The sequence below is a fragment of the Ruegeria sp. AN11 genome (assembly GCF_056536005.1).
The window spans coordinates 3,262,933-3,289,427 of the sequence record NZ_JBQFJD010000001.1 but is presented as its reverse complement, the minus strand read 5'-3'; the positions used below and the strand labels follow the sequence as shown (position 1 = coordinate 3,289,427).

Here is a 26,495-nt window from a genome sequence, read left to right as displayed (position 1 = left end):
CCGTGAGTTCGAACAGCGACATCGACAACCTGATCGACCTGATGGCCAAGCTGCCGGGGCTTGGCCCGCGCTCGGCCCGCCGCGCGGTGCTGCACCTGATCCGCAAACGCGCCCTGCTGCTGACACCGCTCTCGGACGCAATGCAGCAGGTCGCCGCCACCGCCCGCGAATGCCTGAATTGCGGCAATGTCTGTACCGCTGACATCTGCGACATCTGCGACAGCGAGGCCCGCGCCACCGGAGAGCTTTGTGTCGTCGAGGATGTCGCTGATCTTTGGGCGATGGAACGTGCCGGTGTCTTCAAAGGCCGCTATCACGTTCTGGGCGGTACACTTTCGGCCTTGGACGGTGTCGGCCCGGACGAGTTGCGCATACCCCGCCTCAAAGACCGCGTGACGGCCGAGGGCATCACCGAGATCATCCTTGCCCTGAACGCCACAGTCGACGGACAGACCACCGCCCACTACATTGCCGACCAGTTGGAGGGACAGGTCCGCCTGACCTCACTTGCGCAGGGTGTGCCAATTGGGGGTGAGCTGGATTATTTGGACGACGGGACGATCACGGCGGCGCTGAGGGCGCGGAAAGAACTGTAAGGTCACAGAACCTGCCCCGAGAACATTTTTGAATCATGCTTTGATTTTCCAGAGTTGTGCGTAACTTATGAGCAGATATCCCGATCTATTCGTACTGCGACACGGCCAAACCGAGTGGAATACTCTTGGGAAATTTCAAGGCCGCAAGGACTCTCCGCTGACCGAAACGGGCAAGGCGCAGGCGCGCACTCAGAACCAAATTCTCTGCGGCATTCCGAACACACCGTCTCGGGTCGTCGTCAGCCCGCAAGAGCGCGCGCAGCACACGGCTCGGCTCGCGATTGCACCCCATCTTCAACTGGAAACTGACCACCGCCTTCAGGAAATCGCATTTGGCCAATGGGAAGGTGTAACCAAGAACGTCATCAGGTCGCAGATCGACTACGCTTACGAAAGCTATTTGTGGTTTTTTCGCAGCCCTGGCGGTGAGAGCTTTGAGGAGATATCGACAAGAGTCCGATCCTTTCTGGATGAGCAAGAAGAACCCTCAATCATTGTGACCCACGGTGTAACTTCTTCGGTGCTAAGGGGGATCTGGCTGGGCCTGGATCAGGAAGATCTGCTTAAGCTGCCTCGCACACAAGGGTGTGTCTTCCATCTTTCCAACGGAACGGAAACGATACTTCGGTAGAGGCGGCTGCAGTATTATCCGACACGTGCCTGCTGCACGCTTTCTGATCACAGCCTTTGGTTATGCGCAAAACTGCGCTAAGGATATCCAAACACTACCATTTTAGCTGGAGCGTTCCCCGATGACCCGCCTTCTCGCCTTCACCTTTGCAGCTTTCACCGCAACCTCCGCTCTGTCGCAACAACTTGTCGACAAAGGCTTTGTCGAGGGCTGGAACATCATGATGGACCCCGCACTTGGCAACGGGTGCCTGATCCAGACGATCTATCAGGATCTGTCGGTCGTGCGGCTGGGCTATGATGCGTTGGGCGATCGCGGATACTTCACCGTCTACAACAAGGCATGGGGCGATATCGAACCGGGGAAAAACTATCCGATCCGGTTCGATCTGGACGGCAAGAGCTTTGACGCCACCGCCATCGGGTTCAGGCAGGATCGCGTGCCAGGGGGGACGGTGTTTTTCACCGACCGCAACTTTGTAAACGCGATTGCGCAGAACAGAACCATGACTGTCTACAACCCGGCAGGTGAGCGTGTGATGGCAATCGACCTCAAAGGCACGGCCAAGGCGCTGGAGTATGCGCGGGACTGCCAGAACAAGAAGCTCTAACGAATCGGATCGAACAAGGCGTCCTTGGCGGTGCAATCGCGGATCACATCCCGTCCGCAGGGCACCGGTTTCAGGTCGCGCGACAGACACAGGCGGACCTCTTCGATGTAACCCTGTTTGCAGGTCACGGTGATCATATCGCGTTCAAGACCGGGGTTTGCTTTCACAAACGCGTCCTCAACGACCGAGGCGGGCAGTTTCACCGACGCATCCAGTTTACGAAACACCGGTGGGCGTTCAACGCGCTCATAGGCTTGGCGGGACAATGCGAAATAGTCGGTCGCGCTGAGGCCCGTACAGGTGCCGTGCTTTTTCCACTGATGCCACGCCAGACCGGAACTGCCCTGAATGTCTTCCATGTCCCGGGTCATGCGGCGCGTTGGCGGTGACTCTGGCGTGCGGCAGTAGGCTGGCCAACCCTGATGGTATTGCGGCCAGAGACCATGCAAAATCCAGCCGTGATCATGCCGCGCATCGCATTGGTCCGATCCGCGCGCATCGCCTTCGCGGGCGCACCAGTTGGGCGACCAGCTGAGCGCCAGTACGTAATAGTCGAACTCACCCGCCTTTTCGCCGTCGGCCAGCGCCGCCATTGAACCGAACACCCACAAAACCAGCCCCATAATCCATTGGCGCATTCGCCTCTTCCCTTCTTGCCTTCCGGCGACTATATACGGGCCAAGTTCCCCGACAACGGAAACCTGCCCCAACACCAAGGGGCCGCCGAATTCCGGCGACGGGAAAGATGTATTTATAGGAGATGGGCTGATGGCAAAACCGCTTATGGCCAAGGCAACAGCCGTATGGCTGGTGGACAACACCACGATCAGCTTCAAGCAGATCGCTGATTTCGTAGGAATGCACGAGCTTGAAGTGCAGGGCATCGCGGATGGCGATGTTGCTGCTGGCGTCAAAGGGTTCGACCCCATCGCCAACAACCAGCTTACCCAGGAAGAAATCGACTCGGCGCAGAACAACCCACTGCACAAGCTGAAGCTCAAGTTCAATCCCGCCGCCTCGGGCGAGGAAAAGCGCCGCGGCCCGCGTTACACCCCGCTGTCCAAGCGTCAGGACCGTCCGAACTCGATCCTGTGGCTGGTCAAATTCCACCCAGAACTCAGCGATGGTCAGATCGCCAAGCTGGTCGGCACCACCAAGCCGACCATCCAGTCGATCCGCGAGCGTACCCACTGGAACATCGCCAACATGCAGCCGATCGACCCGGTTGCGCTGGGCCTGTGCAAACAGTCCGAGCTGGACGCGATCGTTCAGAAGGCCGCCGCCAAGAAAGCCGCCGAAGGCGGCGTCATGAGCGACGACGAACGCCGCAGGCTGGTGTCGACCGAGCAGTCGCTGGAAATGGACGCCGCGCCCAAGATCCCGACTGCCATCGAGGGTCTCGAGACCTTCTCGCTGTCCGATGACGGCGATGACAAGGAAGAGAACGAACCGATCGTGGACGCCGACAGCTTCTTCAACCTGCCCAAGGGTGGCGGCGAGGAAGAGGACGAAGACGACCTGCGCCCATAATTGACGTGTGACCCCGGCCCGACTGGTCGGGGTTTTGCTTTTGGAAAAACCATGCTGAACGTACTGTCAGCCATTTTTGGCCCGCATCGCGCTGTATCCATCTATGCTTTTGTCCAGACGAAGGGTCTGGCCATTGCTGGTGTGCTGGCCCTCATCGCCGTAACGGCAGGTTTGCTGATCCTGAATGACGACGGCGTGCACGAACACGACTCGTTTTTTGTCGCCGATGTTCTGTCCGCTTCGCCGATCAATGGCGATCTGAAGAACGGCGTCGTGGCGTCGGTTCGCCTGCCGGATGGTTCAGCGGCATCGATAACGTCGACCGAAGCTCCGATTGCACAATCCGTTGGCACCAGCGCTTGCGTCGAAAAGCGGGTTTACGTGGAAAGCGGCGAGGCGCGGTACCGGTTCAAACTGCCGCGATATTGCGAGGCTGGTTGAGCCGCCTCGACCTAATTGAAACCGCCCGGCCTGAACGCCGGGCGGTTTTTCATTTTCAGATCATCTGGAACAGTATTCCGGCGATGATTGCACCGCTGATCCCCAGACCCAGATAGGTAGCAAAGACACGGGGTTTAACCAGCGACCAAACCGCGGCCATTGCCGGGATCGAGCTGACTGCGCCTGCGATCATGAAGGACATGGCGGCACCCGCGCTCATCCCCTGTTCGGTCAGGCCGGCCAGTAGCGGCGGCGCGACGTAGGAATTCAGATAGGCAGGCATGCCAACTAGCGCCGCGATCACGATCGGCAGGACACCGTCACCACCGACAACCCGGGCGATCACGTCAGCCGGTACATAGCTGACCAGAAGCGCCTCGAGCACATAGGCCAGCGCCAGCCATTTGAGCAGGAACACACCATTGTGCACAAACTCGGACCGGAAGCGCACGCGGCGATCGGGGTCCTGCCAGAAACGCCAGACCGGTTTGTCGTCCTTCTTCGGGCCGCAGCCGCAACAACCGGCGGGTTTGTATTCACGCAGGGGCTGCGAGAAGGCGCCGTTGCGCATCAGGGCACGCACCACGAACCCGCCGAACAGCCCAAGCGCCACTGCCGCAACGGCTTTGCCTACGGCAAACGGCCACCCCAGTGCCCCGGCCGTGATCAACAGCGTTGGCGGATCGATCAGGGGTGAGCTGAGCCAGAAGGCCATAACGGCCGACAAAGGCGCGCCCAGGGCCAGAAGTCCGGCGATAAACGGGATGACCTCGCAGGAGCAGAACGGAGCCAGGCCACCAAACAAGGCGGCCAGAAAGATCATTCGTGTCTCGCGCCCCTCAAAGGCCCGTGCCACCATGACCTCGGCCCCTGTTGCCTTGAGATAGGACAGCAGCAACACGGCAAACAGGATGTATTGACCGGTATGGGCCAGCGCCTTGCCGGCAAACGTCACCACCTCGGTCCAGTTTCCGGGATCCAGAACAGCGACGGCTGCAAGAAGCGCCACGATCACTGCCCAGGGCGTTTTAATCAGATCGGCGACGGATCTGGCCGGTACCTTTGGATTTTGTGTCAGTTCAGCCATCGTTCGCGGCCTTTCCCACTTCGTCCATGCAGCACTCACTCAGAATGAACTGGGCAAGATCCCGAAGCTCATCGAAACAGGCGCGGTTAATCGTGGTGCGCCCGATCTTTTCCTGTTCCACGACACCACCAGCGGCAAGGAACCGCAGATGATGGGCCAACGTCGATGGCGCAATGCCCGTGCGACTTTGGATTTCGCCCACGGTCAGGCCCGCCTGCCCGGCGCGGACCAGGGTCTTAAGAACTTTCAGCCGGGCCTCGGACCCCATGGCTGAAAACCCTGCAGCAGCGGTTTCCCACATTTTCATCACCTCTATTAAACTAATTTTCTAGTTATTTAGGTTTATGGTTTCATCGTGTCAACAGATTTTTGCCAAATCGTGCCACAAGATGTTAAGTCCAGATTGCCCCACGATTAAGTCCACTCTATAAGGCCCTATGGGGATATCGGTCGACACATTCTTTCTTGAGCTGAACGGACAGGGCACGCTGCAGGCGCAAATCCAGCAGATGATTGCCGAAGGCATCTTGTCAGGGCGGTTCCACGTTGGCGAAAAACTGCCCTCGTCCCGCAAACTTGCCGCGCATCTGGGCGTCAGCCGGATCACGGTGACTCTGGCCTACACCGAGCTTCTGGCAAATGACTACCTGACTGCCAAAGGGCGGTCCGGGTATTACGTCTCAAACAACGCGCCGGTGCCGCCAAAATACACTCCGGTTCAGCGTGGGGCTGAAAATGTTGACTGGAATACCGCGCTGGCGCGCCGGTTCTCCGAAGGCGATGTCCTTCCAAAGCCCAGCGACTGGCGCGATTACCGGTATCCTTTCATCTACGGCCAGGCAGACCGAACCCTGTTCGATCACGCAAACTGGCGTCTGTGCGCCGTGCGGGCGCTGGGTCACAAGGATTTTGCCTCGCTGACCGGCGACTATGTGGATCAGGATGATCCCCTGCTGATCGAGTTTATTGCCCGTCATACCTTGCCGCGCCGGGGAATCGCGGCGCGCCCAGAAGAGATTCTGATCACGCTGGGCGCCCAGAACGCGCTTTGGCTGGCCTCGCGTATACTGCTGAACAAAACACGCAAGGCGGCGATTGAGGACCCCTGCTATTACGCCCTCCGCGAACTGTTGAGCCACTCCGAGTGTCAGCTCACACCGCTGAAGGTCGACCGGGACGGCCTTTCGCCGGACATCATCCCCGACGATACGGACGTCATCTTCACCACGCCAAGTCACCAAAGCCCGACCACCGCGACCATGCCGGTGTCTCGAAGGGGCGAACTGCTGAACAGGGCGCGCCAACTGAACGCGATGATCGTCGAAGACGATTACGAATTCGAGATGTCCTTTCTTGGCGCGCCCTCACCCGCTTTGAAATCCATGGACCGGGACGGGCGCGTAATCTACGTCGGCAGCTTCTCGAAATCTTTGTTTCCCGGTTTGCGCCTTGGCTACATGGTCGGGTCCGAGCCCTTCATTCGCGAAGCCCGCGCCCTGAGATCGCTGGTTCTGCGCCACCCGCCCGGCCATATCCAGCGCACGGCCGCCTATTTCTTGTCGCTCGGGCACTATGACGCGCAGATCCGACGCATGTCGAACGCGCTTTCCCAAAGGCGGGACGCCCTTGAGAAAGCCGTAGAACAATACGGCCTGACGGTTGCCGGTCGCGGTATGTTGGGCGGATCATCGATATGGATGTCGGCACCCGACCATGTGGATGCGACACAGCTTTCGCGCAACCTGCAAAGCCAAAGCGTACATATCGAACCGGGCGAGCCATTCTTTTCCGGACCGGACCGCCCGCAGAACTTTTACCGCCTCGGATATTCGTCAATCACTTCGGATCGCATAGCCCCGGGCATCAAGCTGATTGCCGACGCAATCCGCGCGTATTAGGACGCCCGGCTTTCAAACAGAATCGCCCTGTGCCTCACCCTCCCAAGGACGCCAACGGCGCGACAGGGGACCAGCGGTACCTTTTATTGGCGAGTGATCCGACCCGACTCTGGACATATTCCGCCGCGCGTTCTGGCCCTAACGCAGCTGCCACCCTTGCGCCAAAACCATATGCAAAGGCAAGGCAAGGTGCCTGGCCCGTTCCACCTTTGCTTGGAGAGCGCACACATGAAAATGACCACGGAAGAGGCCTTTGTTAAGGTCCTGCAAATGCACGGAATCGAACACGCGTTCGGGATCATCGGGTCGGCTATGATGCCGATCTCCGACATTTTTGGAAAAGCTGGCATCACTTTCTGGGATTGCGCACACGAAGGCTCGGGCGGCATGATGGCCGACGGCTACACCCGCGCCACCGGCAAGATGTCGATGATGATCGCGCAGAACGGCCCCGGCATCACCAACTTTGTCACCGCCGTCAAAACCGCCTACTGGAACCACACCCCGCTGCTGCTGGTCACCCCGCAGGCCGCGAACAAGACCATGGGTCAGGGCGGCTTCCAGGAAATGGAACAGATGCGCATGTTCGCGGACTGCGTCTGCTATCAGGAAGAAGTGCGCGACCCCTCGCGGATGGCCGAAGTCCTGAGCCGCGTGATCACCAAGGCCAAGCGCGCCTCGGCACCGGCACAGATCAACGTACCGCGCGACTTCTTCACCCAGGTTGTTGATATCGACCTGCCCGCCGTCGTCGAATTCGAACTGCCTTCGGGCGGCGCATCCGCCGTCACCGAAGCGGCCGCCCTGCTGTCGGAGGCCAAGAACCCGGTCATCCTGAACGGCGCCGGTACTGTTCTGTCCAAGGGCGGAATCGAGGCATCCAAGGCGTTGGCCGAGCGTCTGGACGCGCCGGTTTGCGTTGGATACCAGCACAACGACGCTTTCCCCGGCTCCCATCCGCTGTTTGCCGGCCCGCTGGGCTACAACGGTTCGAAAGCGGGTATGGAGCTGATCAAGGAAGCCGACGTTGTTCTTTGCCTTGGCACCCGTCTGAACCCGTTCTCGACCCTGCCCGGCTATGGAATGGAGTACTGGCCCACAAACGCCAAGATCATCCAGGTTGACATCAACCCCGACCGTATTGGCCTGACCAAGAAGGTCTCGGTCGGCATCGTGGGCGATGCGGCCACCGTTGCAACCAATATTCTGGCGCAGCTGTCGGACACAGCAGGCGACGAAGGACGCGATGCGCGCAAGGCGAAAATCGCGGAAACCAAGTCGCGCTGGGCGCAGGAACTGACCTCGATGGATCACGAGCAGGACGATCCGGGCACCACCTGGAACGAACGTGCCCGTGCTGCCAAGCCCGACTGGATGAGCCCCCGCATGGCGTGGCGCGCCATTCAGGCCGCACTGCCGAAAGAGGCGATCATCTCGTCCGACATCGGCAACAACTGCGCCATCGGCAATGCCTACCCGTCGTTTGAGGCAGGCCGCAAATACCTGGCCCCCGGCCTGTTCGGCCCCTGCGGCTATGGCCTGCCATCGGTGATCGGCGCCAAAATCGGCTGCCCGGACACTCCGGTCGTTGGCTTCTCGGGCGACGGTGCCTTCGGCATTGCCGTGACCGAACTGACCGCCATCGGTCGTGACGAATGGCCCGCCGTGACCCAGATCGTCTTCCGCAACTACCAGTGGGGTGCGGAGAAGCGGAACTCGACCCTGTGGTTCGACGACAACTTCGTCGGCACCGAACTGGACACTAAGGTTTCCTACGCCGGAATCGCGCAGGCCTGTGGTCTGAAAGGCGTCGTTGCCCGTACCCAGGACGAGCTGACCGCAGCGTTGAACCAGGCGATTGAGGATCAGAAGAACGGTATCACCACCCTGATCGAAGCCTTGATCAACCAGGAACTGGGCGAACCGTTCCGCCGCGACGCGATGAAGAAACCCGTCGCCGTTGCCGGTGTGTCCGCGGACGACATGCGCGAACAGATCGTGTAATTGCAGGACGGAGCCGGAGCGCATGACCCTGACACCCATCGAGCTGTTGCGTCAGCGCGCCCCGGCAACCCGACCTGTAATTTCCTTATGCGAAGGCAGTGATCCCCGCATTGTTGCGGGGGCGCTTGCCGCCCATGCGGCTGAACTTGCCGATGTCATTCTGGTCGGCGTACACGCCGACATCGAAGCCACTCTGAAAGACCTGGGCACGTCCGCATCAGATGGCGTGACGATACACGACCCTGCAACTTCGGATCTGACCGAAGAGTTTGCCCAAACCTATTTCGAACTGCGCCATCACAAAGGCGTGGATCAGGCCAAAGCCCGAAAAGCCGCCGAATCTCCTCTGGTTTATGCCGCCATGCTGGTTCGCAGCGGGCGCGCCACCGGAACGGTTGGCGGTGCTGTCCATACCACCGGTGATATCGTGCGGACGGCCATTCAGGTGATCGGCATGGCGCCGGACGCGGGAATGGTGTCCTCATTCTTCCTGATGTACCCGCCAGAAAACGCAATGCCCGGCGCGCGGGCGATGCTGTATTCCGATTGCGGCCTTGTGATCGATCCCAGCGCTGCAGAGCTGAGCAGGATCGCACTCGCATCATCCAACTCCGCGCGGGCATTGCTGTGTGTTGATCCCAAAATCGCCATGCTCAGCTTTTCAACCAAGGGCAGTGCGAAACACGCCGCTGTGGACAAGGTCAGCGAAGCCACCGAAACCCTGCGGCAGACGGCACCAGATCTTGAGGTCGACGGCGAATTGCAGTTCGATGCGGCCTTCGTACCATCGGTCGGAGATCGCAAATCCCCCGGATCGTCTGTGGCCGGTCAGGCCAACGTCATGATCTTCCCCAATCTCGACGCGGGCAATATCGGCTACAAAATCACCCAGCGCCTTGGCGGATATTCTGCCATCGGCCCGGTTTTGCAGGGGCTGGCACAGCCGGCCAACGACCTGTCACGCGGCTGCAGCGCCGAGGATGTGACTCAGATGATCGCCGTGACCGCCCTGCAGGCCGACGGAACATAGAACTTATATTTGCGCCGTTCGCAGAACGGTGTTCTCAATTCGGAATGAAAGTGACAAGTTCATCCCGACACAACCGACAGGACCCGCCAATGACGCATCAGCAGCCGATCCTAGACACTTCTCCCAAGGTCTCGGACGAGATCAGGCGGACCACCTGCTATATGTGCGCCTGCCGTTGCGGCATCAATGTGCACATAAAAGACGGCAAGGTCGCCTATATCGAAGGCAACCGCGATCACCCGGTGAACAAGGGCGTTCTGTGCGCCAAGGGCAGTGCCGGGATCATGCAAGTCAACGCGCCGTCACGGCTGCGCGCACCGTTGAAACGGGTTGGGCCGCGCGGCTCGGGCGAGTTCGAAGAAATCAGCTGGGACGAGGCGCTGGACATCGCCGTCGGCTGGCTGAAGCCCTTGCGCGAAGACAACCCCGAGAAGCTGGCCTTTTTCACCGGCCGCGACCAGTCCCAATCCTTCACCAGCTTCTGGGCGCAGAATTTCGGCACCTGTAACTATGCAGCCCATGGCGGGTTCTGCTCGGTCAACATGGCAGCTGGCGGCATCTACACGATGGGCGGCGCATTCTGGGAATTCGGACAGCCCGACTGGGATCACACCAAGCTGTTCATGCTGTTCGGCGTGGCCGAAGACCATGACAGCAACCCGATCAAGATGGGCATCGGCAAAATCAAGGCGCGCGGCGCGCGGGTGATCGGCGTGAACCCGATCCGGTCGGGCTATAACGCTGTTGCTGACGACTGGGTTGGCATCACACCCGGCACTGACGGATTGTTCATCCTGTCGATGATCCATGTGCTCATGAAAGCCGGCAAGATCGATCTGGACTATCTCAGCCGCTACACCAACGCGCCTGTGCTGGTAAACGCCTCGGACGGGCCGGAACAGGGCCTGTTCCTGCGCGATACAGACGGCAAACCGCTGGTCATTGATCGTGCAACCGGCGAACTGACCGCCTTTGACAAACCCGGCGTGCGCCCAGACCTGTCGGCCACCTACGAAAAAGACGGCGTCACCCACCGCCCGGTCTTCCACCTGATGGCCGAGAAATACCTCAGCGAGGAATACGCCCCCGAAGCCATCGCCGAAAGGTGCGGCATCCCCGCCAAGCGCATCCGCGCCATTGCAGCGGAACTCGCCCGCGTCGCCTTTGACGAGGCCTTCCAGATCGATCAGGAATGGACCGATTTCCGGGGCGAGAAACATGACAAGATGATCGGCCGCCCCGTCGCCATGCACTCGATGCGCGGCGTCTCGGCCCATGCCAACGGATTCCAGACCTGCCGGGCGCTGCATGTGCTGCAGATCATTCTGGGCACGGTCGAGGTGCCCGGCGGCTTCCGGTTCAAACCGCCCTACCCCAAACCGGTCGAGGCACACCCGACGCCACACTGCAAGGTCACACCGAACTCACCGCTGGACGGCCCGCATCTGGGCTTTGTACGCGGTCCGGATGATCTGGCGCTGAAGGCCGACGGCAGCGCAGCGCGGATCGACAAGGCGTTCACCTGGGAAAACCCGATGTCCAGCCATGGTCTGATGCATATGGTGATCTCGAACGCACATGCCGGCGATCCCTACAAGATCGACACGCTGTTCATGTACATGGCCAACATGTCCTGGAACTCGACCATGAACACCAAGGGTGTCATGGACATGCTGACGGACAAGAATGAAAACGGCGAATATGTGATCCCGCATATCATCTATTCCGACGCCTATTCCTCGGAAATGGTCGCCTATGCCGACCTTATCCTGCCCGACACCACCTATCTGGAGCGGCACGATTGCATTTCGCTGCTTGACCGCCCGATCTGCGAGGCGGACGGCGCCGCAGACGCCATCCGCTGGCCGGTGATCGAGCCTGACAGGGATGTGCGCGGGTTCCAGACGGTTCTGATCCAGCTTGCCAACAAGCTGGGCCTGCCCGGCTTTACGAACGAAGTCGGCGCCGCCAAGTACACCGATTACGCCGACTATATGGTCAACCATCAGCGCAAGCCGGGCATTGGCCCACTGGCCGGCTTCCGCGGCGAGAACGGCGATCAGGCCGGGCGCGGCGAGGTGAACCCGGATCAGTTGGACCGTTACATTGAAAACGGCGGGTTCTACGTCGAACATGTGCCGGATGAGGCGCTGTACTACAAACCCTGGAACAGCGCCTATCAGAACTGGGCCGTCAACCTGGGCCTCTATGACAGTCCACAACCATACCTGTTCCAGCTCTACTCCGAGCCGATGCGAAAATTCCAACTGGCAGCCGAAGGGTATGGCGAGCGCCAACCGCCCGATCATCTACGCCAGCGCATCAAGGACACGATGGATCCTTTGCCGATCTGGTACGAAACCGATCAGACCGGGAACGAGGGGTTCACCGTCAACGCCCTGACCCAGCGGCCCATGGCAATGTATCACAGCTGGGGCACCCAGAATGCGTGGCTGCGCCAGTTGCACGGACGCAACCCGCTCTATGTGCCGACCAAACTGATGCGAGAACACAACCTGTCGGACGGCGACTGGGCCAAAGTCACCTCTCCGCATGGTGAAATCACCGTGCCGGTGATGGAAATGGCGGCGCTGAACGACAATACTGTCTGGACCTGGAACGCCATTGGCAAACGCAAAGGCGCGTGGGCCCTGCAGGAGGACGCCCCCGAGGCCACCAAGGGATTCCTTCTGAACCATCTGATCCACGAGCTTTTGCCCCCGAAAGGTGACGGGCTGCGTTGGGCAAACTCCGATCCAATCACCGGGCAGGCCGCATGGTTCGATCTGAAAGTCAAAATCGAAAAAGCAGCCGCGCCGCAGGAAATGACGGAAAGCCAGCCGGCCTTCCCACCGATCAAATCACCTGTCGGAACCGGTCCGACCGATCTGGCATGGAAGGTGGGCAAATGACCGAGGTCCAAACTTCATCTGGCCAGAAATATCCCGGGGGTGAATTGAGCCGGAGGCTCAAGAGGGGGCTGGCCCCCTCCCCGGCAGCGGAGATCCAATGACATGACCCAACTCCCTCAGTCAACCGAGCGCAAGATGGGTCTGGTGATCGACCTGGACACCTGTGTCGGCTGCCACGCCTGCGTGATTTCCTGCAAAGGCTGGAACACCGAAAACTATGGCGCGCCTTTGTCGGATCAGGATGCCTATGGCGGCAACCCGTCGGGGACTTTCCTGAACCGCGTGCATTCCTACGAGGTGCAGCCTGCCGAAGGGCACGCCCAGCTGATCCACTTCCCCAAATCCTGCCTGCACTGCGAAGACGCGCCTTGTGTCACCGTCTGCCCGACCGGAGCCAGCTACAAACGGGTCGAGGATGGAATCGTACTGGTCAATGAAAGCGACTGCATCGGTTGCGGCCTGTGTGCATGGTCCTGCCCTTACGGCGCCCGCGAACTGGATCAGGCCGAAGGGGTGATGAAAAAATGCACCCTCTGCGTCGACCGGATTTACAACGACAACCTGCCCGAGGTGGATCGCATCCCGTCATGTGTGCGTACCTGCCCCGCCGGGGCCCGGCATTTTGGCGATCTGGGTGATCCGAACAGCGATGTATCAAAACTGGTCGCCGAACGGGATGGCATGGATCTGATGCCGGAAATGGGCACCAAGCCCGTCAACAAATACCTGCCGCCGCGCCCGAAGGACACTGTCGAAGAACAGATCGACATCCTGGCACCGCTTCTGGCACCCGTCGCCGAAGAACCTAAGGGCTTTCTGGGCTGGCTCGACAAAACTCTGGAGAAGCTCTGATGCATCCGGCACCTTCCGTTATCATCTTCACCACGCTGTCCGGCCTTGGTTTTGGCCTGCTGTTCTTTCTTGGCCTTGGCAGCCCGGACGTCACCGGCTGGGTGGCTTTTGTTTTCTACGCTATCGCTTATGGTCTGGCCGTTGGCGGCCTGATGGCGTCGACCTTCCATCTGGGCCACCCCGAACGCGCGCTGAAGGCGTTCACCCAATGGCGATCAAGCTGGCTTTCGCGTGAGGGCTGGTGCGCGGTCATCGCATTGGTTCTTATGGGCCTCTATGCCTTTGGCGTGGTCTTTCTGGGCCAGAGCTGGAGCGTTCTGGGCGCATTGGGGGCGCTGTTTTCACTGGCGACCGTGTTTACCACCTCGATGATCTATACCCAGTTGAAGACCATTCCACGCTGGAACATGAAACTGACCCCGCTCATGTTTATTACCTTCAGCCTGGCCGGCGGCGCCTTGCTGGCCGGACAGACGGGACTGGCCCGTCCCCTGCTGATGATTGCCGGTTTGGTTCAGATTCTGTACTGGGTGCGGAGCGACAAAGCCCTTGCGGCTTCGGGAACGGATCTGGGCACCGCAACAGGGCTTGGGTCGAGGGGGACCGTCCGGGCGTTTGAACCGCCGCATACCGGGACTAACTACCTGTTGCGCGAATTCGTGCATGTGGTCGGACGCAAACACGCCGAAAAGCTGCGGATCATTTCGTTCACGCTGGCCTTCCTTGTCCCCGTTGTGTTGCTGGTATTGCCGTTCAGCCATTTCTTTGTGCTGTTGGCCGTGCTGTCGCACCTGGCTGGCGTTGCCGTATCACGCTGGCTGTTCTTCGCTCAGGCAGAGCATGTGGTCGGACTGTATTACGGCAAGCGCTGAAGCGAGGGGGTCAGCCCCCTCCTGAACCATAGGCGCAGTCAACCGCCGGGGGATTTTCGAACAAAAGAAGTCCGATTACCGAAAAGAAACAGGGCGGCTTCACCCGGTGAATGCCGCCCTTTTTTCGTGTCGAGCGCGTTCAGAGAAGTCCGGCGTGGGCCATTGCCGCGTCGATGGCAGATTTTGTGCTGCTGTCCAGCCCGGTCAGGGGCGAGCGCACGTCTTCACTGCAACGGTTCAGTTTGCTGAGCGCGTATTTGGCGCCGACAAGGCCGGGTTCAATGAAGATCGCTTCGTGCAGGGGCATCAGACGGTCCTGATAGGCCAGCGCCTTGGCGTAATCACCTGCAAGGGTCGCCTGCTGGAATTCGGCGCACAGGCGCGGGGCCACGTTTGCCGTCACCGAAATGCATCCGACCCCGCCATGCGCGTTGAAGCCAAGGGCAGTCGCATCTTCCCCGGACAGTTGGCAGAAGTCGGTACCGCAGCTTGCCCGCTGCTGGCTGACCCGCGCCAGATCGCCGGTTGCATCCTTCACCCCGACAATGCGCGGCAGCTGTGCCAGTTCGCCCATTGTCGCCGGTGTCATGTCGATCACCGAGCGGCCCGGGATGTTGTAAATGACAATCGGAATATCCGCGCAATCATGCAACGCCCTGAAATGGGCAATCAGACCCTTTTGGGTCGGCTTGTTGTAATACGGCGTGACAACCAGAGCCGCAGCCGCGCCGACCTTCTCGGCGAACTGCACGAACCGGATCGCCTCGACCGTGTTGTTGGATCCGGCACCCGCGATGACCGGTACGCGGCCGGCAGCGGCCTTGACGACCTCTTCCACCACCACTTCGTGTTCTTCATGGCTGAGCGTTGGGCTTTCGCCCGTGGTTCCCACCGGCACCAGCCCAGTCGAACCTTCCTGGATCTGCCATTCCACCAGATGTTTGAGCGTGTCCAGGTCCAACTCACCGTTTCGGAACGGGGTGACGAGTGCTGGCATCGAGCCTTTGAACATGGAACGCTCCTTAGCGTACAGTTTGCTGTGAACGCGCCACCCTTTATCACAATCTTCGGTTTGTGAGTTGATCCCGGCGGCGCAAGGTTTATCCTGAATGGCTGTATCCTTGGTTGGTTGGGAAATGCAAGGGATGACACGTTTTCTGGCGGTATTGATCACCGTGATTCTTTGTTCGACGGCTCAGGCGCGCGCGGATGCCGCCGCGGACCTGCGCGCGGCGCTGAACGAGATGCGCAAAGGCGACTGGAACGAGGCCCTGCGCGTCGCAGGAACGCGCGGGTCGGTGTCTCGTGACATCATCGTCTGGCACTGGTTGCGCAGCGGCTTTGGCAGTTCGGGCGATGTACTTGTGTTTCTCGACCGCCGGTCGGACTGGCCCGGACTGGGGTGGCTGCGCCGCAAAAGCGAACCTTCGTTCACCGGGGCCGACCCGGTCCGGGTATTGAAGTTCTACGACGGCTCACCGCCGCAAACCGCTGAGGGTGCCTTGAATTTCGCGGTTGCCCTGATGGCCAAGGGTCGCAGGGGCGATGCCGAGGCGGATATCGTGATGGCCTGGCGCACGATGCCCATGGGGTCGGGTTTGCAGAAGGACTATCTGGAAAACTTCGGCAAATTGCTGAAACCGCATCACGCGGCCCGGCTGGACCGTATGCTCTGGGACGGGCATCTGGTTAGCGCTGATCAGATGTTGCCGCTGGTCAGTGCGGATGAACGCAAATTGGCCGAAGCCAGAATCGCGCTGCAAAAACGCCAGCCCGGTGTGGATGCAAAGATTTCGGCAGTACCGGACTCGCTGGCGTCGTCAGCCGGGTTGGCCTTCGACCGATTCGTATGGCGGGACCGCAAGGAACTTGACGACAGCGCCATCGATTTGATGCTGGAACGCTCGACCAGCCCACAGGCGTTGGGCGAGCCGGACAAATGGGCCGAAGGGCGGCGCAGGCTGGCGCGGCTGGAGATGCGCAACGGAAATATCGCACGCGCCTATGACGTGGCGGCCAACCATCACATGACGCCCGAAATGGGCTATGGTTACGCGGATCTGGAATGGCTCGCCGGGTTCCTCGCGCTGCGCAAACTGAACGATCCGGATACGGCCGTGCGCCATTTCCAGAATTTCTCGGCCGCAGTTCAGTCGCCAATTTCCAAAGGGCGCGGCGGCTATTGGCTGGGCCGGGCCTATGCGGCGCAGGGCGATGCGGACAAGGCCTATGACGCCTACGTAATCGGCGCGGATTACCAAACTTCCTTCTATGGCCTGCTGGCTGCCGAGCGCATCGGGCGCCCGTTTGACAGCGAGCTGGCCAACCCGCGCCGTGCACCGCATTGGAAACAGGCCGGGTTTGCGAATTCCAGTGTATTGGAAGCTGGGCTTCTGCTGCTGCGAGCCGGCGAAGATAATCTGACAGAACAGTTTCTGACCCATCTGGTGGAAGGTCTCGATCCGGTTGAGGCCGGTCAACTGGGTGATCTGGTGCTGGAACTCAAGGAGCCACATCTGGCAGTCATGATCGCCAAGCGCGCCGCCAGAACAGGATCGGTTCTGCCTGCGGCCTACTACCCTGTCCATCCGGTGGCCGATATGGGCCTGCCCATGGCGAAAGAAATGACCCTGGCCATTGCCCGCAGAGAAAGCGAGTTTGACCCGGTCGTGGTCAGCGGAGCCGGCGCACGTGGTTTGATGCAGGTCATGCCAGCCACCGCCAAGCTGGTCGCGCAGGAGATGGGTATCCTCAGCGGCCATCAGACCGGACGCCTCACATCGGACTGGCAATACAACGCCAAGTTGGGGGCGAACTACCTGTCCGGGCTGGCCGCCGAGTTCAAAGGCAACGTGGTCATGATGGCGGCCGGGTACAACGCGGGACCCAAGCGTCCGATTTCGTGGATGGAACGCTTTGGCGATCCCCGCGCCGGAGAGGTCGACGTCATCGACTGGATCGAAACCATCCCGTTCAGCGAAACGCGCAACTATGTCATGCGCGTCGCGGAAAGCATGCCCGTCTATCGCGCGCGTCTGGGCAAGCCGGCCCTGCCCATTCCGTTTTCGCAGGAACTTACCGGCTCAACCCTGGCGTCTTTCGCGCCATAGGGTGAACAGACCTGCCGCCACGACAAGCGCCGCGCCCACGACAACAGCTGGGCGCAGCGTTTCGCCAAATATCGAAATGCCCAACAGTGCGCTCCAGACCAGATGGAAATAGGCAAAGGGCTGAACTGCGCTGGCTTCCGCCATTTCATAGCATTTGATCAGCAACCAATGCCCTGTCACGCCGCTGACGCACAATAGTGCCATCCACAACCAGTCCGCCTGGGCCATCGGTTCCCAGAACCACATGCCAACCAGCGTCATGGCCACCGCCCCGACGACACCCGTCCAGAAAAAGCTGGTGGCCGTGCTGTCGCGACGGGCAACGTATCGGGTCAGCAATCCATAGACCGCAAACATCAGGGCCGAAATCAAAGGAATGACCGCCCAGGGGTTGAAGACGCCAACACCCGGTTCGAGAATGATCAGGACCCCGATGCAACCGACCCCGATCGCGGACCAGCGCCGCCAGCCCACCTTTTCACCCAGAACCGGCCCGCTAAGCGCGGCCACTAACAGGGGATAACAGATGAAAACGGCCATGCTGTCGATCAGACCCAGAACCGTGAACCCGAAAACGGCCACACAGATCTCGGCCGCCAGCAACACACCCCGGATGACCTGAAGCCCAAGCTGGCTGGTTTGTGTTGCCGCCTTCAGCCCGCCGGGTGCACGGGCCGCGATGGTGATGACAAATGCCGCGAAGAACCAATACCGGATCATCACGACCATGTAGGTGTTGTAGGTTCCGGCCAGATGACGCGAAATCCCGTCCTGCAACGCAAAGACGATTGTGGCCGCGACCATCAGGGCGATCCCGGCCCGCACGTTGTTCTGCTGACTCATTCTTTGATCGCCCGTGTCATGTGCCGTTTGCGCCCGTATCCGGGCGAACGCGCGACTGAAAACCCGGCCTCGGTCAACGCACGCCGCACGAAACCGGCGGCGGTATATGTCGCGACTGTTCCGCCAGCCACAGTGTGACCGGCGACCTGCTTTAACAGGTCCGCCTGCCACAACTCCGGGTTCTTGGCCGGGGAAAACCCATCCAGAAACCAGGCGTCCGCAATGTCCGACCAAGCGGGCAGGGTTTCACGCGCGTCGCCTTCGATCACTTTCAGGTGCAGCGTGCCAAGATCGCATTCGCCACCTTGCCAATGCGCCAGAAACCGGCTGCTCCAGGGTTGAAGCTCTGGGAAACATGCCAGTGCGCGTGCCATGTCTGCAGGATCCATCGGAAAGGCTTCGAAACTGGTGAAGGTCAGTGGTGTTGTCTGACCGGATGCCTCCCACGCGGACCAGACCGTCAGCATGTTCAGGCCGGTTCCGAATCCAAGCTCGGCGATTCGAAAACCCGGCGCGAAGCGACCGGGCAGATCGTTGCCCGCCAGAAACACATGCCGTGTCTCTTCCAGCCCGTTCTGGAGCGAGTAATATGGATCGTCGAACCGGTCCGAAATCGGGATCTGCTCGTCCGTCCAGGTCAGTTCGGCGCGCTGGTCTGCCATCGGGGAATCCTGTAGCTAGGCGGCGCGACACTGAACAAGGAAAAGGGGATTGGCAATGGTCGATGTGACAGTGCGTGGCGCGGGTATTTTCGGCCTGTCCATTGCCTGGACCTGCGCGCGGCGCGGCGCAAAGGTGCAGGTAGTCGATCCTTATGGTCCCGGCTCGGGCTCCAGCGGTGGTCTGGTCGGCGCACTGGCGCCTCATGTGCCGGAAAACTGGAATGCCAAAAAGGCATTTCAGTTCGACAGCCTGATCATGGCCCAAGCGTTCTGGAACCAGGTCGAAGCGACAGGTGGCGTGTCACCCGGTTATGCGCGTCTGGGTCGCCTGCAGCCCATCGCTGACCAGCGCAATCTGGATCTTGCGCATCAGCGCGCTAAAACGGCCATCGAACTGTGGCAGGGACAGGCAGAATGGCGCGTTGTTGAAACCGCCAAGGCCGGCGCCTGGTGCCCGCCCAGCCCGACGGGATACGTCATCCACGACACATTGAGTGCGCGCATGCATCCCAGACGGGCCTGTGCCGCGCTGGTTGCGGCCCTGTCCGTGATGGGGGTCGAAATTGCCACAGACGCGCCCGACCGGGGTCGGGTCGTACACACCACCGGATTGGCGGGCCTGCTGGAACTGAACCGCCACTATGGCAAAACTGTTGGCAATGGGGTCAAGGGCCAGGCTGCCCTGCTTAGGTTCGATGCAGGGTCGGTGCCTCAGCTTTTTGTTGATGCAATTCACATCGTGCCCCATGCGGACGGCACTCTGGCCATCGGATCGACATCCGAGCGGGACTATGAAGACCCTTCCAGCACCGACAGCGCGCTGGAAGACGTGATCGACCGCGCCACGCGCGCCGTTCCCGTTCTGCACGGCACCGAAGTGATTGAACGCTGGGCCGGGGTCCGCCCCCGCAGCAAAAGCCGCGCACCAATGCTGGGCGAACATCCGATGCACAGGGGTCAGTACATTGCCAATGGCGGCTTCAAGATCGGTTTCGGCATGGCCCCCAAAGTGGCCGATGTCATGGCCGATCTGATACTGGAAAACCGCGATCAGATACCGGAGGGATTCAGACCCGAAGACTCACTCTGACACCGGAGTGGCAACCGCCTGCATACATTTCCGGCCGTCCGGCCCCGCGACCCACAGCTCGCGACCGTTCCGGCACAGGGCCGCCGTTTCGAAGTGCATGAGTGGGGAGGACGCGCGGAACGAAAACTCGGACAGCGGCCCCATCAGATCGGTTGCAAACAACATCAGATGCTGCGCCAGCAACGGTCCATGAACGACAAGCCCGTCATAGCCTTCGACGTCGCGCGCATAGTCCAGATCATAGTGGATCCGGTGGCCATTGAATGTCAGTGCCGAATACCGAAACAACAAAGTTGAGGAAAACCCAAGCTCTCGGCGATCCGTTTGGTCGGTTCTGGCCGTTGGCGGCTTCGGCTTGATTGCATCAGCCGAAGGGTCTTCACGGTAAACAAGATCCTGCAATTCCGTCAGACATAGATCTTCCCCCTGCCAGATCTCGTGCCGCAAGGTGACAAAACCCAGCGGCCCGGTCCGGCCAGTTTTTGACGTGGCGCTTTCCAGAAAGGACCGGCGCCGGGCTGGCTTGCCCGCGACCAGGGGCGCGCGGAACCGCAACCGGCCTCCGGCCCACATGCGACGTGGCAGGCCCAGATCCGGGATCAGGCCGCCGCCCACCCTGGGGTGCCCATCCCGGCCAAGCTGATCGGGTGGAAGCGGTGACCAGAAATACAACTGGTGAAAAAACGGCGGAAGCGGTGCGCCCGCCGCAACGGAAACTGGTTGTCCCAGCGCCACCTGCAAGGCAGCGGCGCGCGCGGGATCCATAATGTCCTGCTGTGTTTCAGCCGGAGTTTCATCTGACATACCCGCACGTTACGCGCCAGGGCATTGCGGAACAAGTACCGCGCCTTGACCTCAGAAGCCGGCCTCGGCTTTCAGCTTCTGCATCAGCGTCCGCAGCGGGTTCTCATAGCGCTCGCTACTCAGCCGCCCCTGATCGTCAAATGCGTTCGAGCTGTCGGCAAGATGGATTTCAGGACCTTGCAGGATGCGCGTCTGAAACGGCACCATATAGGCGCGCAACATCATCTGCGCGCGTTCGCCGCCGGCCCGACCAGCAGCGGCGGACATCACCGCAACGGGCTTGTCCGCCCATGGCTTGCCACTGGTTCGGCTGACCCAGTCCAGCGCGTTTTTCAGCACACCGGACGGCCCCTTGTTGTATTCCGGGGTCGAAATGATCACCGCATGGGCCTGCGCAATCTGGTCAGCCAGCACCTGAACCGACGCGGGAATGCCCTCACCCGCCTCCAGATCACCGTCATATAGAGGCAGGTTGAGGTCGGCCTCGATGAAAGTGCCGGGCTCGAACAACCGCGCGGCCTCGCGCAGCAACTTTCGGTTTGTCGCGTTCTGGCGCAACGAACCGGACAGGCCCAGAAGGGTCGGTTCGGACATTATCGGGAACTCCGCTTTGTTGTTTTCGGGAACTTATACGGGGATGGACCGGGACCATAGCCCTGTTGACGCACGGTCAGTGCGCATGGACAGGGCAAGAGAATGTGCCCTGTCCACGGTTGTTGGATCCGATCAGGCGTTGCCGCTGGGCACGACGACAATCTCGACCCGACGGTTCTGCGCCTTGCCATCCGGCGTCAGGTTCGAAGCGACCGGATTGTTTTCACCCTGACCGATTGTGGTGATGCGCGAATAGCTGACGCCATTGGCTTGCAGGACATCGGCCACGGCATTGGCCCGCCGCTCGGACAGGCCCTGATTATAGGTGGCGTCGCCGTCGCTGTCGGTGTGTCCGATGATCTGAACGTTCGAATTCGGGTAGTTGACCAGATTCTGCCCCACCTTCACCAGATCGGACCGCAGCCCCGGACGCACGGTCGAGCTGTCGGTGTCAAAGGTGATGTCATTGGGGACGGTCACAATCAGGCGGTCGCCTGTATTGACGATGGTGATCCCGTCATTGGCCAGTTGCTGACGCAGTTCCGCCGCCTGGCGATCAAGCTGATTGCCGATGACGCCGCCACCTGCGGCACCAATGGCACCACCGGCCAGCGCACCCAAAAGCGGATCCGAGTCATTGGCAATAGCGCCGACCCCCGCACCGATCAAACCGCCCAGCAAAGCACCCTGCTTTGCATTCTGGTTGGGATCGCTTTGCACCGACAGAGTACCTGGGTCGGTACATGCGCCAAGAACAAGGGCCGAACACAGCCCGGCAGAAAAAACAAACTTGGAAATCGTCATGGATTTACCCTCTGCTCATGAACCCGTTCATCGGGTTTGATTTGTTTGGGCCAGTATATCACGGCAGGCCGTTGAAGCCTCAAGCAACATTCCGGTGAAATCGGCAATTACCTGCCGGTCAAACAGGGGCTGATGATGCATCCCAATTGTTCTTCTCTTGCCAGATGGCGCACAGCGGCTGGCCCTGACCGAAGAAATGCGCGTCCAGAACGTCACACGCCCAGATGCGGTCCGTGCGAAAGTGTCGAAAGCCGTTTCGCAACTCGCACCATGCCGCCAGCATCGTGCATTCGATGTGATAGATCAGCGCAACCGGGCGTACGACACGTTCCGTACGTTCGTCTTCGGAATTGACGTAAACCAGCCTGAGTTTCTGTTCCGCCCGGATTGCCTCGCGGTAGCTAGCAACCGGGACACACCCTTTGTCAGGATCGTCCCGAGGCGCCCCCCAGGGTGCCACCTGCAACCAGTCTGCTGGCACCTGCAGCGCTTCGATTTTCCGGCAAACGCGGTCTGCGGCCTGTTGCAGGGTGCTGTCACCCGTGCGGGCCAGCATTGACAGTCCAACCCACAGCGCCTCAATCTCTTCCGCATCAAAGTTCAGCGGCGGCAGATCATACCCCCGGCGCATCACGTAGCCCACGCCCGCCTCTCCTTCGATCGGCGTCCGCTGCGCCTGCAGAGCCGCGATATCGCGGTACACGGTGCGAACAGATACTTCCAGTTGCTCAGCCAGCGCATCCGCTGTCACCGGCGCATCGGACATGCGCAGGATCTGGATAATTTCAAACAGACGGGTAGATCGGCCCATCGCATCCTCCTGACGGTCTGCTGACACAATAGCACACCCCACTGACAGGGTAGTGTCAGGAGAGGGCTGCAATGTTTGGCACATCACGAAAAAATGGAGAGCAATCATGCCAAGCCGCGACAACCACGTCATGATGACGCTGAAACTCGGAAGATGGTCGCAAGATCACACCTTGCGCGGGTTTGAGATTGAACGCCAGATCATGGCCGAACGCCACTGTCGGTCCATGCAACAGCGAAGGCGTGTCAGACGAATTTCTCTGGGCAACCTCAAGATGATATGGGGCTGGGTGCTTTAGCTTCAGAAATCGGGCTTGGCCCTGAATTTCATCGCAACTCCGCCTTCGGGGTTCTTCAGGCGAAGCTCTTCGGAATGCAGCATCAGGCGCGGGTAATCCCGCGCCGCACCCGTCGCATAGAACGGATCACCCAGGATCGGGTGCCCCAATGCCTGCATGTGAACCCGCAGCTGATGCGACCGGCCCGTTTTGGGAAACAACCGAATGCGCGTGCTGCGGTCCTCATGTCGAACGACCCGCCAGTCCGTCACCGCAGGTTTGCCGGTCTCGTGGCATACCATCTGGCGCGGCCGGTTTAGCCAGTCGACGATCAGAGGCAGATCAACCGTTCCGGATTTGGGTTCAACCTGGCCCCACACACGCGCAACATAGGTTTTGCGCGTCTGGCGCTGTTCGAACTGCTGACCCAGATGGCGTTGCGCATGCGGTGTTTGTGCAAACACCATCACACCTGACGTGTCCCGGTCCAACCGGTGAACAAGCAGGGCCTGAGGAAAAGCCGCCTGAACCCGGGTCAGAAGGCAATCCGACAGATGCTCCCCCCGGCCGGGTACCGAAAGCAGGCCCGGCGGCTTGTTCACCACGATCAGCTGCGCGTCTTCATGCAGCACATCCAGTGGCATGTTTGGGGGGGTGTAGGTCTCGCTCATGCGGGCTTGCCTATCGCAGCGCGCGACCTCCCGCAACGTCGTCCTTGCCTGCGACCCATCGTTCGGCAACTCTCGGACCCAGTTGAGGAGGAACAGAGATGCATCCGACAATCGAGCGCATGCAGGACGCGGTTGCAAAAGGTGACGAGGCCCAGATACCGGATCTGCTGGCCGAGAATGTGCAGTTCCTGCCGCCGACTTATTACAGCACATGGACCGGGCGTGCACCGGTTGCGGCAGTGCTTGGGCATGTCAGCCAGGTGTTTTCCGAGTTTCGCTATCGCCGTGTTATGGGCGAAGGTTGCGACTGGGCTTTGGAGTTCCAATGCAAGGTCGGTGAACTGGATGCCGTGGGTGTGGATTTGATCACGCTGAATGACGATGGCCTGATCCAGAAATTCGAAGTGGTCATGCGCCCGCACAAAACCGTCGGCGCCCTGCGTGAGGCGATGATGGCGCGGGTGATGAGCGACGCCCGCTTTCTGGAATTTCGCAAGGCGCTGAGCTGACCATGCGTGCTCCTGTCGCCCCTGATCAGCTTCTGCGCCTTCCGCTGCTGCCGGTTCTGGCGATGCAGGGCCTGTCTGTCCGGCGCAATGCCCAGATGCTGCCCGAGCCATCAGGGCCGCGCGAAGGCCGAGATGGCCGCGGGCCCCGGCTGCGGTTGCTGATCACGGGTGACAGTTCGGCTGCCGGCGTAGGCGCAGGCACGCAGAAACAAGCCTTGTCCGGGCAACTCGTCCAGCGGCTGGCGCGGCACTATTGTGTTGAATGGCGGCTGGAGGCTACGACCGGCCATACAACGCAGGATACTATAGACCGTCTTGGGGCACTGAATACTCAGTTCGATGCCGTGGTGACGGCGCTGGGTGTGAATGACGTCACCCGCGCCGTGACGCAACGCCGGTTTGCCGAACGACAAACCCGCCTGATGTCTCTGCTGACAGGCACCATGGGCGCGCGGCGCGTGATTGTTACTGCAGTCCCGCAAATGGGCCGTTTCCCGGCGCTACCCCAACCTTTGGCCTGGGTTCTGGACCGTCAGGCGCGACGGCTGGATCAGGCGCTGCAGAAGGTGGTCGCAGAGCGCCCTCAGTGCCGGCACCTCGTGCTGGATTTGCCGGATGACCCGGCGCTTGCCGCGCCAGACGGGTATCACCCCAGTCCGAAAACCTACGCGATCTGGGCGGATGAAGTTGCCCGCGCGCTGCGTCAGGACTGAGCCCGAATCTGCCGGATCATCGGAACCGAATAGACAATCAAAGCCGCCCAGATCAGCGGAAAGGCGATCATGCGACCACGATCGATTTGTTCTCCAAACAAGGTAATCGCGGTGATGAAGATCATGGTCGGGGCGATGTATTGCAGAATGCCCATGGTGGACAACCGCACCAACTTGGCGCCGTTGGCATAAACCAGCAAAGGCACCGCCGTCACCACACCGGCACCCGCCAGCAGCATCGTATCCGCCCCAGCCATCCCAAAATGCCCTCTGCCTTGCGCGCCCAGCCAGGTCACATAGGCCAAAGCCGGGATCAGAAGAACCAGAACCTCGAGAAGGAATCCCTGGTTTGGTCCGATAGGAAGGGAGCGTTTGAAGAACGCGTAAAAGCCCCAAGTAAACATCATACCCAGTGCGGCCCAGGGCAGTGCTCCGGCTTCTAGCACAAGTATGATGACGCCCAGCGCTGCCAGCCCAACCGCTACTATCTGCGTTCGGTTCAAAGGTTCGCGCAGCAAAACCGCGCCCAGCGCAATGCTGAACAAGGGGTTGATATAGTACCCCAAGGCCGCGTCCAGCGCCCGCCCGGTGGCAATAGCCCAGACATAGATCGCCCAGTTCACTGAAATCAAAGCGGCCGTCAGGCAGGCCATGCCCAGCATTTTTGGGTTTCGCAGGGCCGCCTTCAGATCACCTGTACGTCCAAGCGCGACCAGCAACAGACCGGCGACCGGCACGGACCAGATCACCCGATGGGCCACAACCTCGACCGGACCGATATGCGCCATCGCCTTCATGTACAGCGGCAGAAACCCCCACAGTACATAGGCGGTTACAGCCAGCGCCAGACCGCGCGGCGTATCGACGTTCTGAGTTGGAGCAGCGATGTCCGCCATGTCAGGTCTCCGGCTGATACCGTTCGTCTTTACGGCAGTTCAGGCCGGGTTGGGAACTGTGATTTCTGTGAACGCACGTATCAAGAACCTTGATAGGATCGCGCCTTGGGCTTTCAGCTGGCTTTTCACCGCTTGCGAGGCTCTGCCTCGCGCTCCGGGATATTTTTGGCCAGATGAACAAGGGATCCTTCATTCATCTGGCTGCAAATATCCCGGGGGAGGCGCAGCTTGCTGCGGCGGGGGCAGCG

General features: G+C 60.4%; 28 protein-coding genes. 16 read left to right on the top strand and 12 right to left on the bottom strand.

Translation table 11 applies throughout. The features are described 5' to 3' along the window. Positions 1 to 2: 2 nt before the first annotated feature. The 3 genes from recR to ACR3EQ_RS16290 all read left to right on the top strand — a co-directional run bounded on the left by recR (position 3) and on the right by ACR3EQ_RS16290 (position 1,837). Entirely contained in the window at positions 3 to 596 is a 594-nt protein-coding gene (gene recR / locus ACR3EQ_RS16300; RefSeq protein ID WP_170614298.1) for a recombination mediator RecR, read from the top strand. Between the two features lie 67 nt (positions 597 to 663). Beyond that, the gene (locus tag ACR3EQ_RS16295) at positions 664 to 1,227 is read left to right on the top strand and encodes a histidine phosphatase family protein (protein ID WP_170614297.1); all 564 of its coding nucleotides are present in this window, start codon (positions 664 to 666) and stop codon (positions 1,225 to 1,227) included. Between the two features lie 121 nt (positions 1,228 to 1,348). Continuing rightward, entirely contained in the window at positions 1,349 to 1,837 is a 489-nt protein-coding gene (locus ACR3EQ_RS16290) for a hypothetical protein (protein ID WP_170614296.1), read from the top strand. Here the strand turns inward: ACR3EQ_RS16290 and ACR3EQ_RS16285 are convergent. Then, positions 1,834 to 2,475 carry a ribonuclease T2 family protein gene (locus ACR3EQ_RS16285; protein ID WP_480491231.1) on the bottom strand — a complete coding sequence of 214 codons (642 nt, stop codon included), beginning with the start codon at positions 2,473 to 2,475 and terminating at the stop codon, positions 1,834 to 1,836. The two genes, ACR3EQ_RS16290 and ACR3EQ_RS16285, sit on opposite strands and share 4 nt — an antisense overlap. 130 nt (positions 2,476 to 2,605) lie before the next feature. Here ACR3EQ_RS16285 and ACR3EQ_RS16280 point away from each other — a divergent pair, with 130 nt between their 5' ends. Together ACR3EQ_RS16280 and ACR3EQ_RS16275 are read left to right on the top strand one after the other, a co-directional pair. Then, complete coding sequence (locus tag ACR3EQ_RS16280) at positions 2,606 to 3,367, top strand: DUF1013 domain-containing protein (protein WP_170614294.1); 762 nt, start codon at positions 2,606 to 2,608, stop codon at positions 3,365 to 3,367. Between the two features lie 51 nt (positions 3,368 to 3,418). Beyond that, positions 3,419 to 3,808 carry a hypothetical protein gene (locus tag ACR3EQ_RS16275; protein WP_170614293.1) on the top strand — a complete coding sequence of 130 codons (390 nt, stop codon included), beginning with the start codon at positions 3,419 to 3,421 and terminating at the stop codon, positions 3,806 to 3,808. Between the two features lie 55 nt (positions 3,809 to 3,863). Here the strand turns inward: ACR3EQ_RS16275 and ACR3EQ_RS16270 are convergent, their stop codons facing one another. Both ACR3EQ_RS16270 and ACR3EQ_RS16265 read right to left on the bottom strand, forming a co-directional pair. Beyond that, positions 3,864 to 4,895: a permease gene (locus ACR3EQ_RS16270; RefSeq protein WP_170614292.1), complete on the bottom strand. Its 1,032-nt coding sequence runs from the start codon at positions 4,893 to 4,895 to the stop codon at positions 3,864 to 3,866. After that, positions 4,888 to 5,196 (bottom strand): ArsR/SmtB family transcription factor, encoded by a 309-nt coding sequence (locus ACR3EQ_RS16265; protein ID WP_170807456.1) that lies wholly within the window; start codon positions 5,194 to 5,196, stop codon positions 4,888 to 4,890. The genes ACR3EQ_RS16270 and ACR3EQ_RS16265 overlap by 8 nt, the downstream gene beginning before the upstream one ends. Positions 5,197 to 5,332: 136 nt before the next feature. Between ACR3EQ_RS16265 and pdxR the strand changes: the two genes are divergently transcribed. The 6 genes from pdxR to ACR3EQ_RS16235 all read left to right on the top strand — a co-directional run bounded on the left by pdxR (position 5,333) and on the right by ACR3EQ_RS16235 (position 14,463). Then, entirely contained in the window at positions 5,333 to 6,793 is a 1,461-nt protein-coding gene (pdxR, locus tag ACR3EQ_RS16260; protein WP_480491228.1) for a MocR-like pyridoxine biosynthesis transcription factor PdxR, read from the top strand. Between the two features lie 228 nt (positions 6,794 to 7,021). Next, positions 7,022 to 8,797, top strand: a complete 1,776-nt coding sequence (gene xsc, locus ACR3EQ_RS16255; RefSeq protein ID WP_170614289.1) for a sulfoacetaldehyde acetyltransferase — start codon at positions 7,022 to 7,024, stop codon at positions 8,795 to 8,797. Positions 8,798 to 8,819: 22 nt separating this feature from the next. Next, complete coding sequence (pta, locus tag ACR3EQ_RS16250; protein WP_480491227.1) at positions 8,820 to 9,827, top strand: phosphate acetyltransferase; 1,008 nt, start codon at positions 8,820 to 8,822, stop codon at positions 9,825 to 9,827. A gap of 89 nt (positions 9,828 to 9,916) precedes the next feature. Further along, complete coding sequence (locus ACR3EQ_RS16245) at positions 9,917 to 12,739, top strand: molybdopterin oxidoreductase family protein (protein WP_480491225.1); 2,823 nt, start codon at positions 9,917 to 9,919, stop codon at positions 12,737 to 12,739. A gap of 102 nt (positions 12,740 to 12,841) precedes the next feature. Further along, complete coding sequence (locus ACR3EQ_RS16240; RefSeq protein WP_170614286.1) at positions 12,842 to 13,591, top strand: 4Fe-4S dicluster domain-containing protein; 750 nt, start codon at positions 12,842 to 12,844, stop codon at positions 13,589 to 13,591. Beyond that, entirely contained in the window at positions 13,591 to 14,463 is an 873-nt protein-coding gene (locus ACR3EQ_RS16235; RefSeq protein WP_480491223.1) for a dimethyl sulfoxide reductase anchor subunit family protein, read from the top strand. Before ACR3EQ_RS16240 ends, ACR3EQ_RS16235 begins: the two co-directional genes overlap by 1 nt. 139 nt (positions 14,464 to 14,602) lie before the next feature. Here the strand turns inward: ACR3EQ_RS16235 and dapA are convergent, their stop codons facing one another. Beyond that, positions 14,603 to 15,475, bottom strand: a complete 873-nt coding sequence (gene dapA / locus ACR3EQ_RS16230; RefSeq protein WP_170614284.1) for a 4-hydroxy-tetrahydrodipicolinate synthase — start codon at positions 15,473 to 15,475, stop codon at positions 14,603 to 14,605. Positions 15,476 to 15,608: 133 nt separating this feature from the next. On the opposite strand from dapA, the gene ACR3EQ_RS16225 reads away from it, so the two are divergent. Beyond that, a complete protein-coding gene (locus ACR3EQ_RS16225) occupies positions 15,609 to 17,573 on the top strand; it encodes a lytic transglycosylase domain-containing protein (RefSeq protein WP_480491221.1) in 1,965 nt (654 codons plus the stop codon). Here ACR3EQ_RS16225 and ACR3EQ_RS16220 read toward each other — a convergent pair. Continuing rightward, complete coding sequence (locus tag ACR3EQ_RS16220) at positions 17,547 to 18,416, bottom strand: DMT family transporter (RefSeq protein WP_170614282.1); 870 nt, start codon at positions 18,414 to 18,416, stop codon at positions 17,547 to 17,549. The genes ACR3EQ_RS16225 and ACR3EQ_RS16220 overlap by 27 nt on opposite strands. Next, entirely contained in the window at positions 18,413 to 19,078 is a 666-nt protein-coding gene (gene mnmC2, locus ACR3EQ_RS16215; protein ID WP_170614281.1) for a tRNA (5-methylaminomethyl-2-thiouridine)(34)-methyltransferase MnmC2, read from the bottom strand. The genes ACR3EQ_RS16220 and mnmC2 overlap by 4 nt, the downstream gene beginning before the upstream one ends. Before the next feature lie 55 nt (positions 19,079 to 19,133). Between mnmC2 and ACR3EQ_RS16210 the strand changes: the two genes are divergently transcribed. Continuing rightward, positions 19,134 to 20,168: an NAD(P)/FAD-dependent oxidoreductase gene (locus ACR3EQ_RS16210; RefSeq protein ID WP_170614280.1), complete on the top strand. Its 1,035-nt coding sequence runs from the start codon at positions 19,134 to 19,136 to the stop codon at positions 20,166 to 20,168. Here the strand turns inward: ACR3EQ_RS16210 and ACR3EQ_RS16205 are convergent. From ACR3EQ_RS16205 to ACR3EQ_RS16190, 4 genes are all read right to left on the bottom strand, one after another. Beyond that, the gene (locus ACR3EQ_RS16205) at positions 20,160 to 20,972 is read right to left on the bottom strand and encodes an HTD2 family dehydratase (RefSeq protein ID WP_170614279.1); all 813 of its coding nucleotides are present in this window, start codon (positions 20,970 to 20,972) and stop codon (positions 20,160 to 20,162) included. The genes ACR3EQ_RS16210 and ACR3EQ_RS16205 overlap by 9 nt on opposite strands. 51 nt (positions 20,973 to 21,023) lie before the next feature. Further along, positions 21,024 to 21,566: an NAD(P)H-dependent oxidoreductase gene (locus ACR3EQ_RS16200; RefSeq protein WP_170614278.1), complete on the bottom strand. Its 543-nt coding sequence runs from the start codon at positions 21,564 to 21,566 to the stop codon at positions 21,024 to 21,026. A gap of 132 nt (positions 21,567 to 21,698) precedes the next feature. After that, positions 21,699 to 22,370, bottom strand: a complete 672-nt coding sequence (locus ACR3EQ_RS16195; protein WP_480491219.1) for a YiaD family glycine zipper/OmpA-like lipoprotein — start codon at positions 22,368 to 22,370, stop codon at positions 21,699 to 21,701. Between the two features lie 118 nt (positions 22,371 to 22,488). Further along, positions 22,489 to 23,181, bottom strand: coding sequence for a helix-turn-helix transcriptional regulator (locus ACR3EQ_RS16190; RefSeq protein ID WP_480491218.1), 693 nt, complete (start codon positions 23,179 to 23,181; stop codon positions 22,489 to 22,491). Between the two features lie 106 nt (positions 23,182 to 23,287). On the opposite strand from ACR3EQ_RS16190, the gene ACR3EQ_RS16185 reads away from it, so the two are divergent. Next, the gene (locus ACR3EQ_RS16185) at positions 23,288 to 23,479 is read left to right on the top strand and encodes a hypothetical protein (protein WP_170614275.1); all 192 of its coding nucleotides are present in this window, start codon (positions 23,288 to 23,290) and stop codon (positions 23,477 to 23,479) included. 2 nt (positions 23,480 to 23,481) lie between these two features. On the opposite strand, the gene ACR3EQ_RS16180 is transcribed toward ACR3EQ_RS16185, so the two are convergent. Further along, positions 23,482 to 24,129, bottom strand: coding sequence for an RluA family pseudouridine synthase (locus tag ACR3EQ_RS16180; protein WP_170614274.1), 648 nt, complete (start codon positions 24,127 to 24,129; stop codon positions 23,482 to 23,484). A gap of 98 nt (positions 24,130 to 24,227) precedes the next feature. On the opposite strand from ACR3EQ_RS16180, the gene ACR3EQ_RS16175 reads away from it, so the two are divergent. After that, positions 24,228 to 24,638, top strand: coding sequence for a nuclear transport factor 2 family protein (locus ACR3EQ_RS16175; RefSeq protein ID WP_170614273.1), 411 nt, complete (start codon positions 24,228 to 24,230; stop codon positions 24,636 to 24,638). A gap of 2 nt (positions 24,639 to 24,640) precedes the next feature. Next, positions 24,641 to 25,351 (top strand): SGNH/GDSL hydrolase family protein, encoded by a 711-nt coding sequence (locus tag ACR3EQ_RS16170; protein WP_170614272.1) that lies wholly within the window; start codon positions 24,641 to 24,643, stop codon positions 25,349 to 25,351. Here ACR3EQ_RS16170 and rarD read toward each other — a convergent pair. Further along, positions 25,342 to 26,247 carry an EamA family transporter RarD gene (gene rarD / locus ACR3EQ_RS16165; RefSeq protein WP_170614271.1) on the bottom strand — a complete coding sequence of 302 codons (906 nt, stop codon included), beginning with the start codon at positions 26,245 to 26,247 and terminating at the stop codon, positions 25,342 to 25,344. The genes ACR3EQ_RS16170 and rarD overlap by 10 nt on opposite strands. Positions 26,248 to 26,495 lie beyond the last annotated feature (248 nt).

Excerpts from the sequence above, each read along its gene's own strand:
- ACR3EQ_RS16265 (WP_170807456.1), bottom strand. The coding sequence starts at position 5,196 with ATGTGGGAAACCGCTGCTGCAGGGTTTTCAGCCATGGGGTCCGAGGCC.
- ACR3EQ_RS16210 (WP_170614280.1), top strand. The coding sequence starts at position 19,134 with ATGGTCGATGTGACAGTGCGTGGCGCGGGTATTTTCGGCCTGTCCATT.
- ACR3EQ_RS16240 (WP_170614286.1), top strand. The coding sequence starts at position 12,842 with ATGACCCAACTCCCTCAGTCAACCGAGCGCAAGATGGGTCTGGTGATC.
- ACR3EQ_RS16175 (WP_170614273.1), top strand. The coding sequence starts at position 24,228 with ATGCATCCGACAATCGAGCGCATGCAGGACGCGGTTGCAAAAGGTGAC.
- ACR3EQ_RS16200 (WP_170614278.1), bottom strand. The coding sequence starts at position 21,566 with ATGTCCGAACCGACCCTTCTGGGCCTGTCCGGTTCGTTGCGCCAGAAC.
- ACR3EQ_RS16235 (WP_480491223.1), top strand. The coding sequence starts at position 13,591 with ATGCATCCGGCACCTTCCGTTATCATCTTCACCACGCTGTCCGGCCTT.
- pta (WP_480491227.1), top strand. The coding sequence starts at position 8,820 with ATGACCCTGACACCCATCGAGCTGTTGCGTCAGCGCGCCCCGGCAACC.
- ACR3EQ_RS16270 (WP_170614292.1), bottom strand. The coding sequence starts at position 4,895 with ATGGCTGAACTGACACAAAATCCAAAGGTACCGGCCAGATCCGTCGCC.
- dapA (WP_170614284.1), bottom strand. The coding sequence starts at position 15,475 with ATGTTCAAAGGCTCGATGCCAGCACTCGTCACCCCGTTCCGAAACGGT.
- ACR3EQ_RS16245 (WP_480491225.1), top strand. The coding sequence starts at position 9,917 with ATGACGCATCAGCAGCCGATCCTAGACACTTCTCCCAAGGTCTCGGAC.
- ACR3EQ_RS16190 (WP_480491218.1), bottom strand. The coding sequence starts at position 23,181 with ATGGGCCGATCTACCCGTCTGTTTGAAATTATCCAGATCCTGCGCATG.
- ACR3EQ_RS16280 (WP_170614294.1), top strand. The coding sequence starts at position 2,606 with ATGGCAAAACCGCTTATGGCCAAGGCAACAGCCGTATGGCTGGTGGAC.
- ACR3EQ_RS16180 (WP_170614274.1), bottom strand. The coding sequence starts at position 24,129 with ATGAGCGAGACCTACACCCCCCCAAACATGCCACTGGATGTGCTGCAT.
- ACR3EQ_RS16170 (WP_170614272.1), top strand. The coding sequence starts at position 24,641 with ATGCGTGCTCCTGTCGCCCCTGATCAGCTTCTGCGCCTTCCGCTGCTG.
- pdxR (WP_480491228.1), top strand. The coding sequence starts at position 5,333 with ATGGGGATATCGGTCGACACATTCTTTCTTGAGCTGAACGGACAGGGC.
- ACR3EQ_RS16285 (WP_480491231.1), bottom strand. The coding sequence starts at position 2,475 with ATGCGCCAATGGATTATGGGGCTGGTTTTGTGGGTGTTCGGTTCAATG.
- ACR3EQ_RS16290 (WP_170614296.1), top strand. The coding sequence starts at position 1,349 with ATGACCCGCCTTCTCGCCTTCACCTTTGCAGCTTTCACCGCAACCTCC.
- ACR3EQ_RS16225 (WP_480491221.1), top strand. The coding sequence starts at position 15,609 with ATGACACGTTTTCTGGCGGTATTGATCACCGTGATTCTTTGTTCGACG.
- ACR3EQ_RS16295 (WP_170614297.1), top strand. The coding sequence starts at position 664 with ATGAGCAGATATCCCGATCTATTCGTACTGCGACACGGCCAAACCGAG.
- mnmC2 (WP_170614281.1), bottom strand. The coding sequence starts at position 19,078 with ATGGCAGACCAGCGCGCCGAACTGACCTGGACGGACGAGCAGATCCCG.
- ACR3EQ_RS16275 (WP_170614293.1), top strand. The coding sequence starts at position 3,419 with ATGCTGAACGTACTGTCAGCCATTTTTGGCCCGCATCGCGCTGTATCC.
- ACR3EQ_RS16220 (WP_170614282.1), bottom strand. The coding sequence starts at position 18,416 with ATGAGTCAGCAGAACAACGTGCGGGCCGGGATCGCCCTGATGGTCGCG.
- xsc (WP_170614289.1), top strand. The coding sequence starts at position 7,022 with ATGAAAATGACCACGGAAGAGGCCTTTGTTAAGGTCCTGCAAATGCAC.
- ACR3EQ_RS16205 (WP_170614279.1), bottom strand. The coding sequence starts at position 20,972 with ATGTCAGATGAAACTCCGGCTGAAACACAGCAGGACATTATGGATCCC.
- ACR3EQ_RS16195 (WP_480491219.1), bottom strand. The coding sequence starts at position 22,370 with ATGACGATTTCCAAGTTTGTTTTTTCTGCCGGGCTGTGTTCGGCCCTT.
- rarD (WP_170614271.1), bottom strand. The coding sequence starts at position 26,247 with ATGGCGGACATCGCTGCTCCAACTCAGAACGTCGATACGCCGCGCGGT.
- ACR3EQ_RS16185 (WP_170614275.1), top strand. The coding sequence starts at position 23,288 with ATGCCAAGCCGCGACAACCACGTCATGATGACGCTGAAACTCGGAAGA.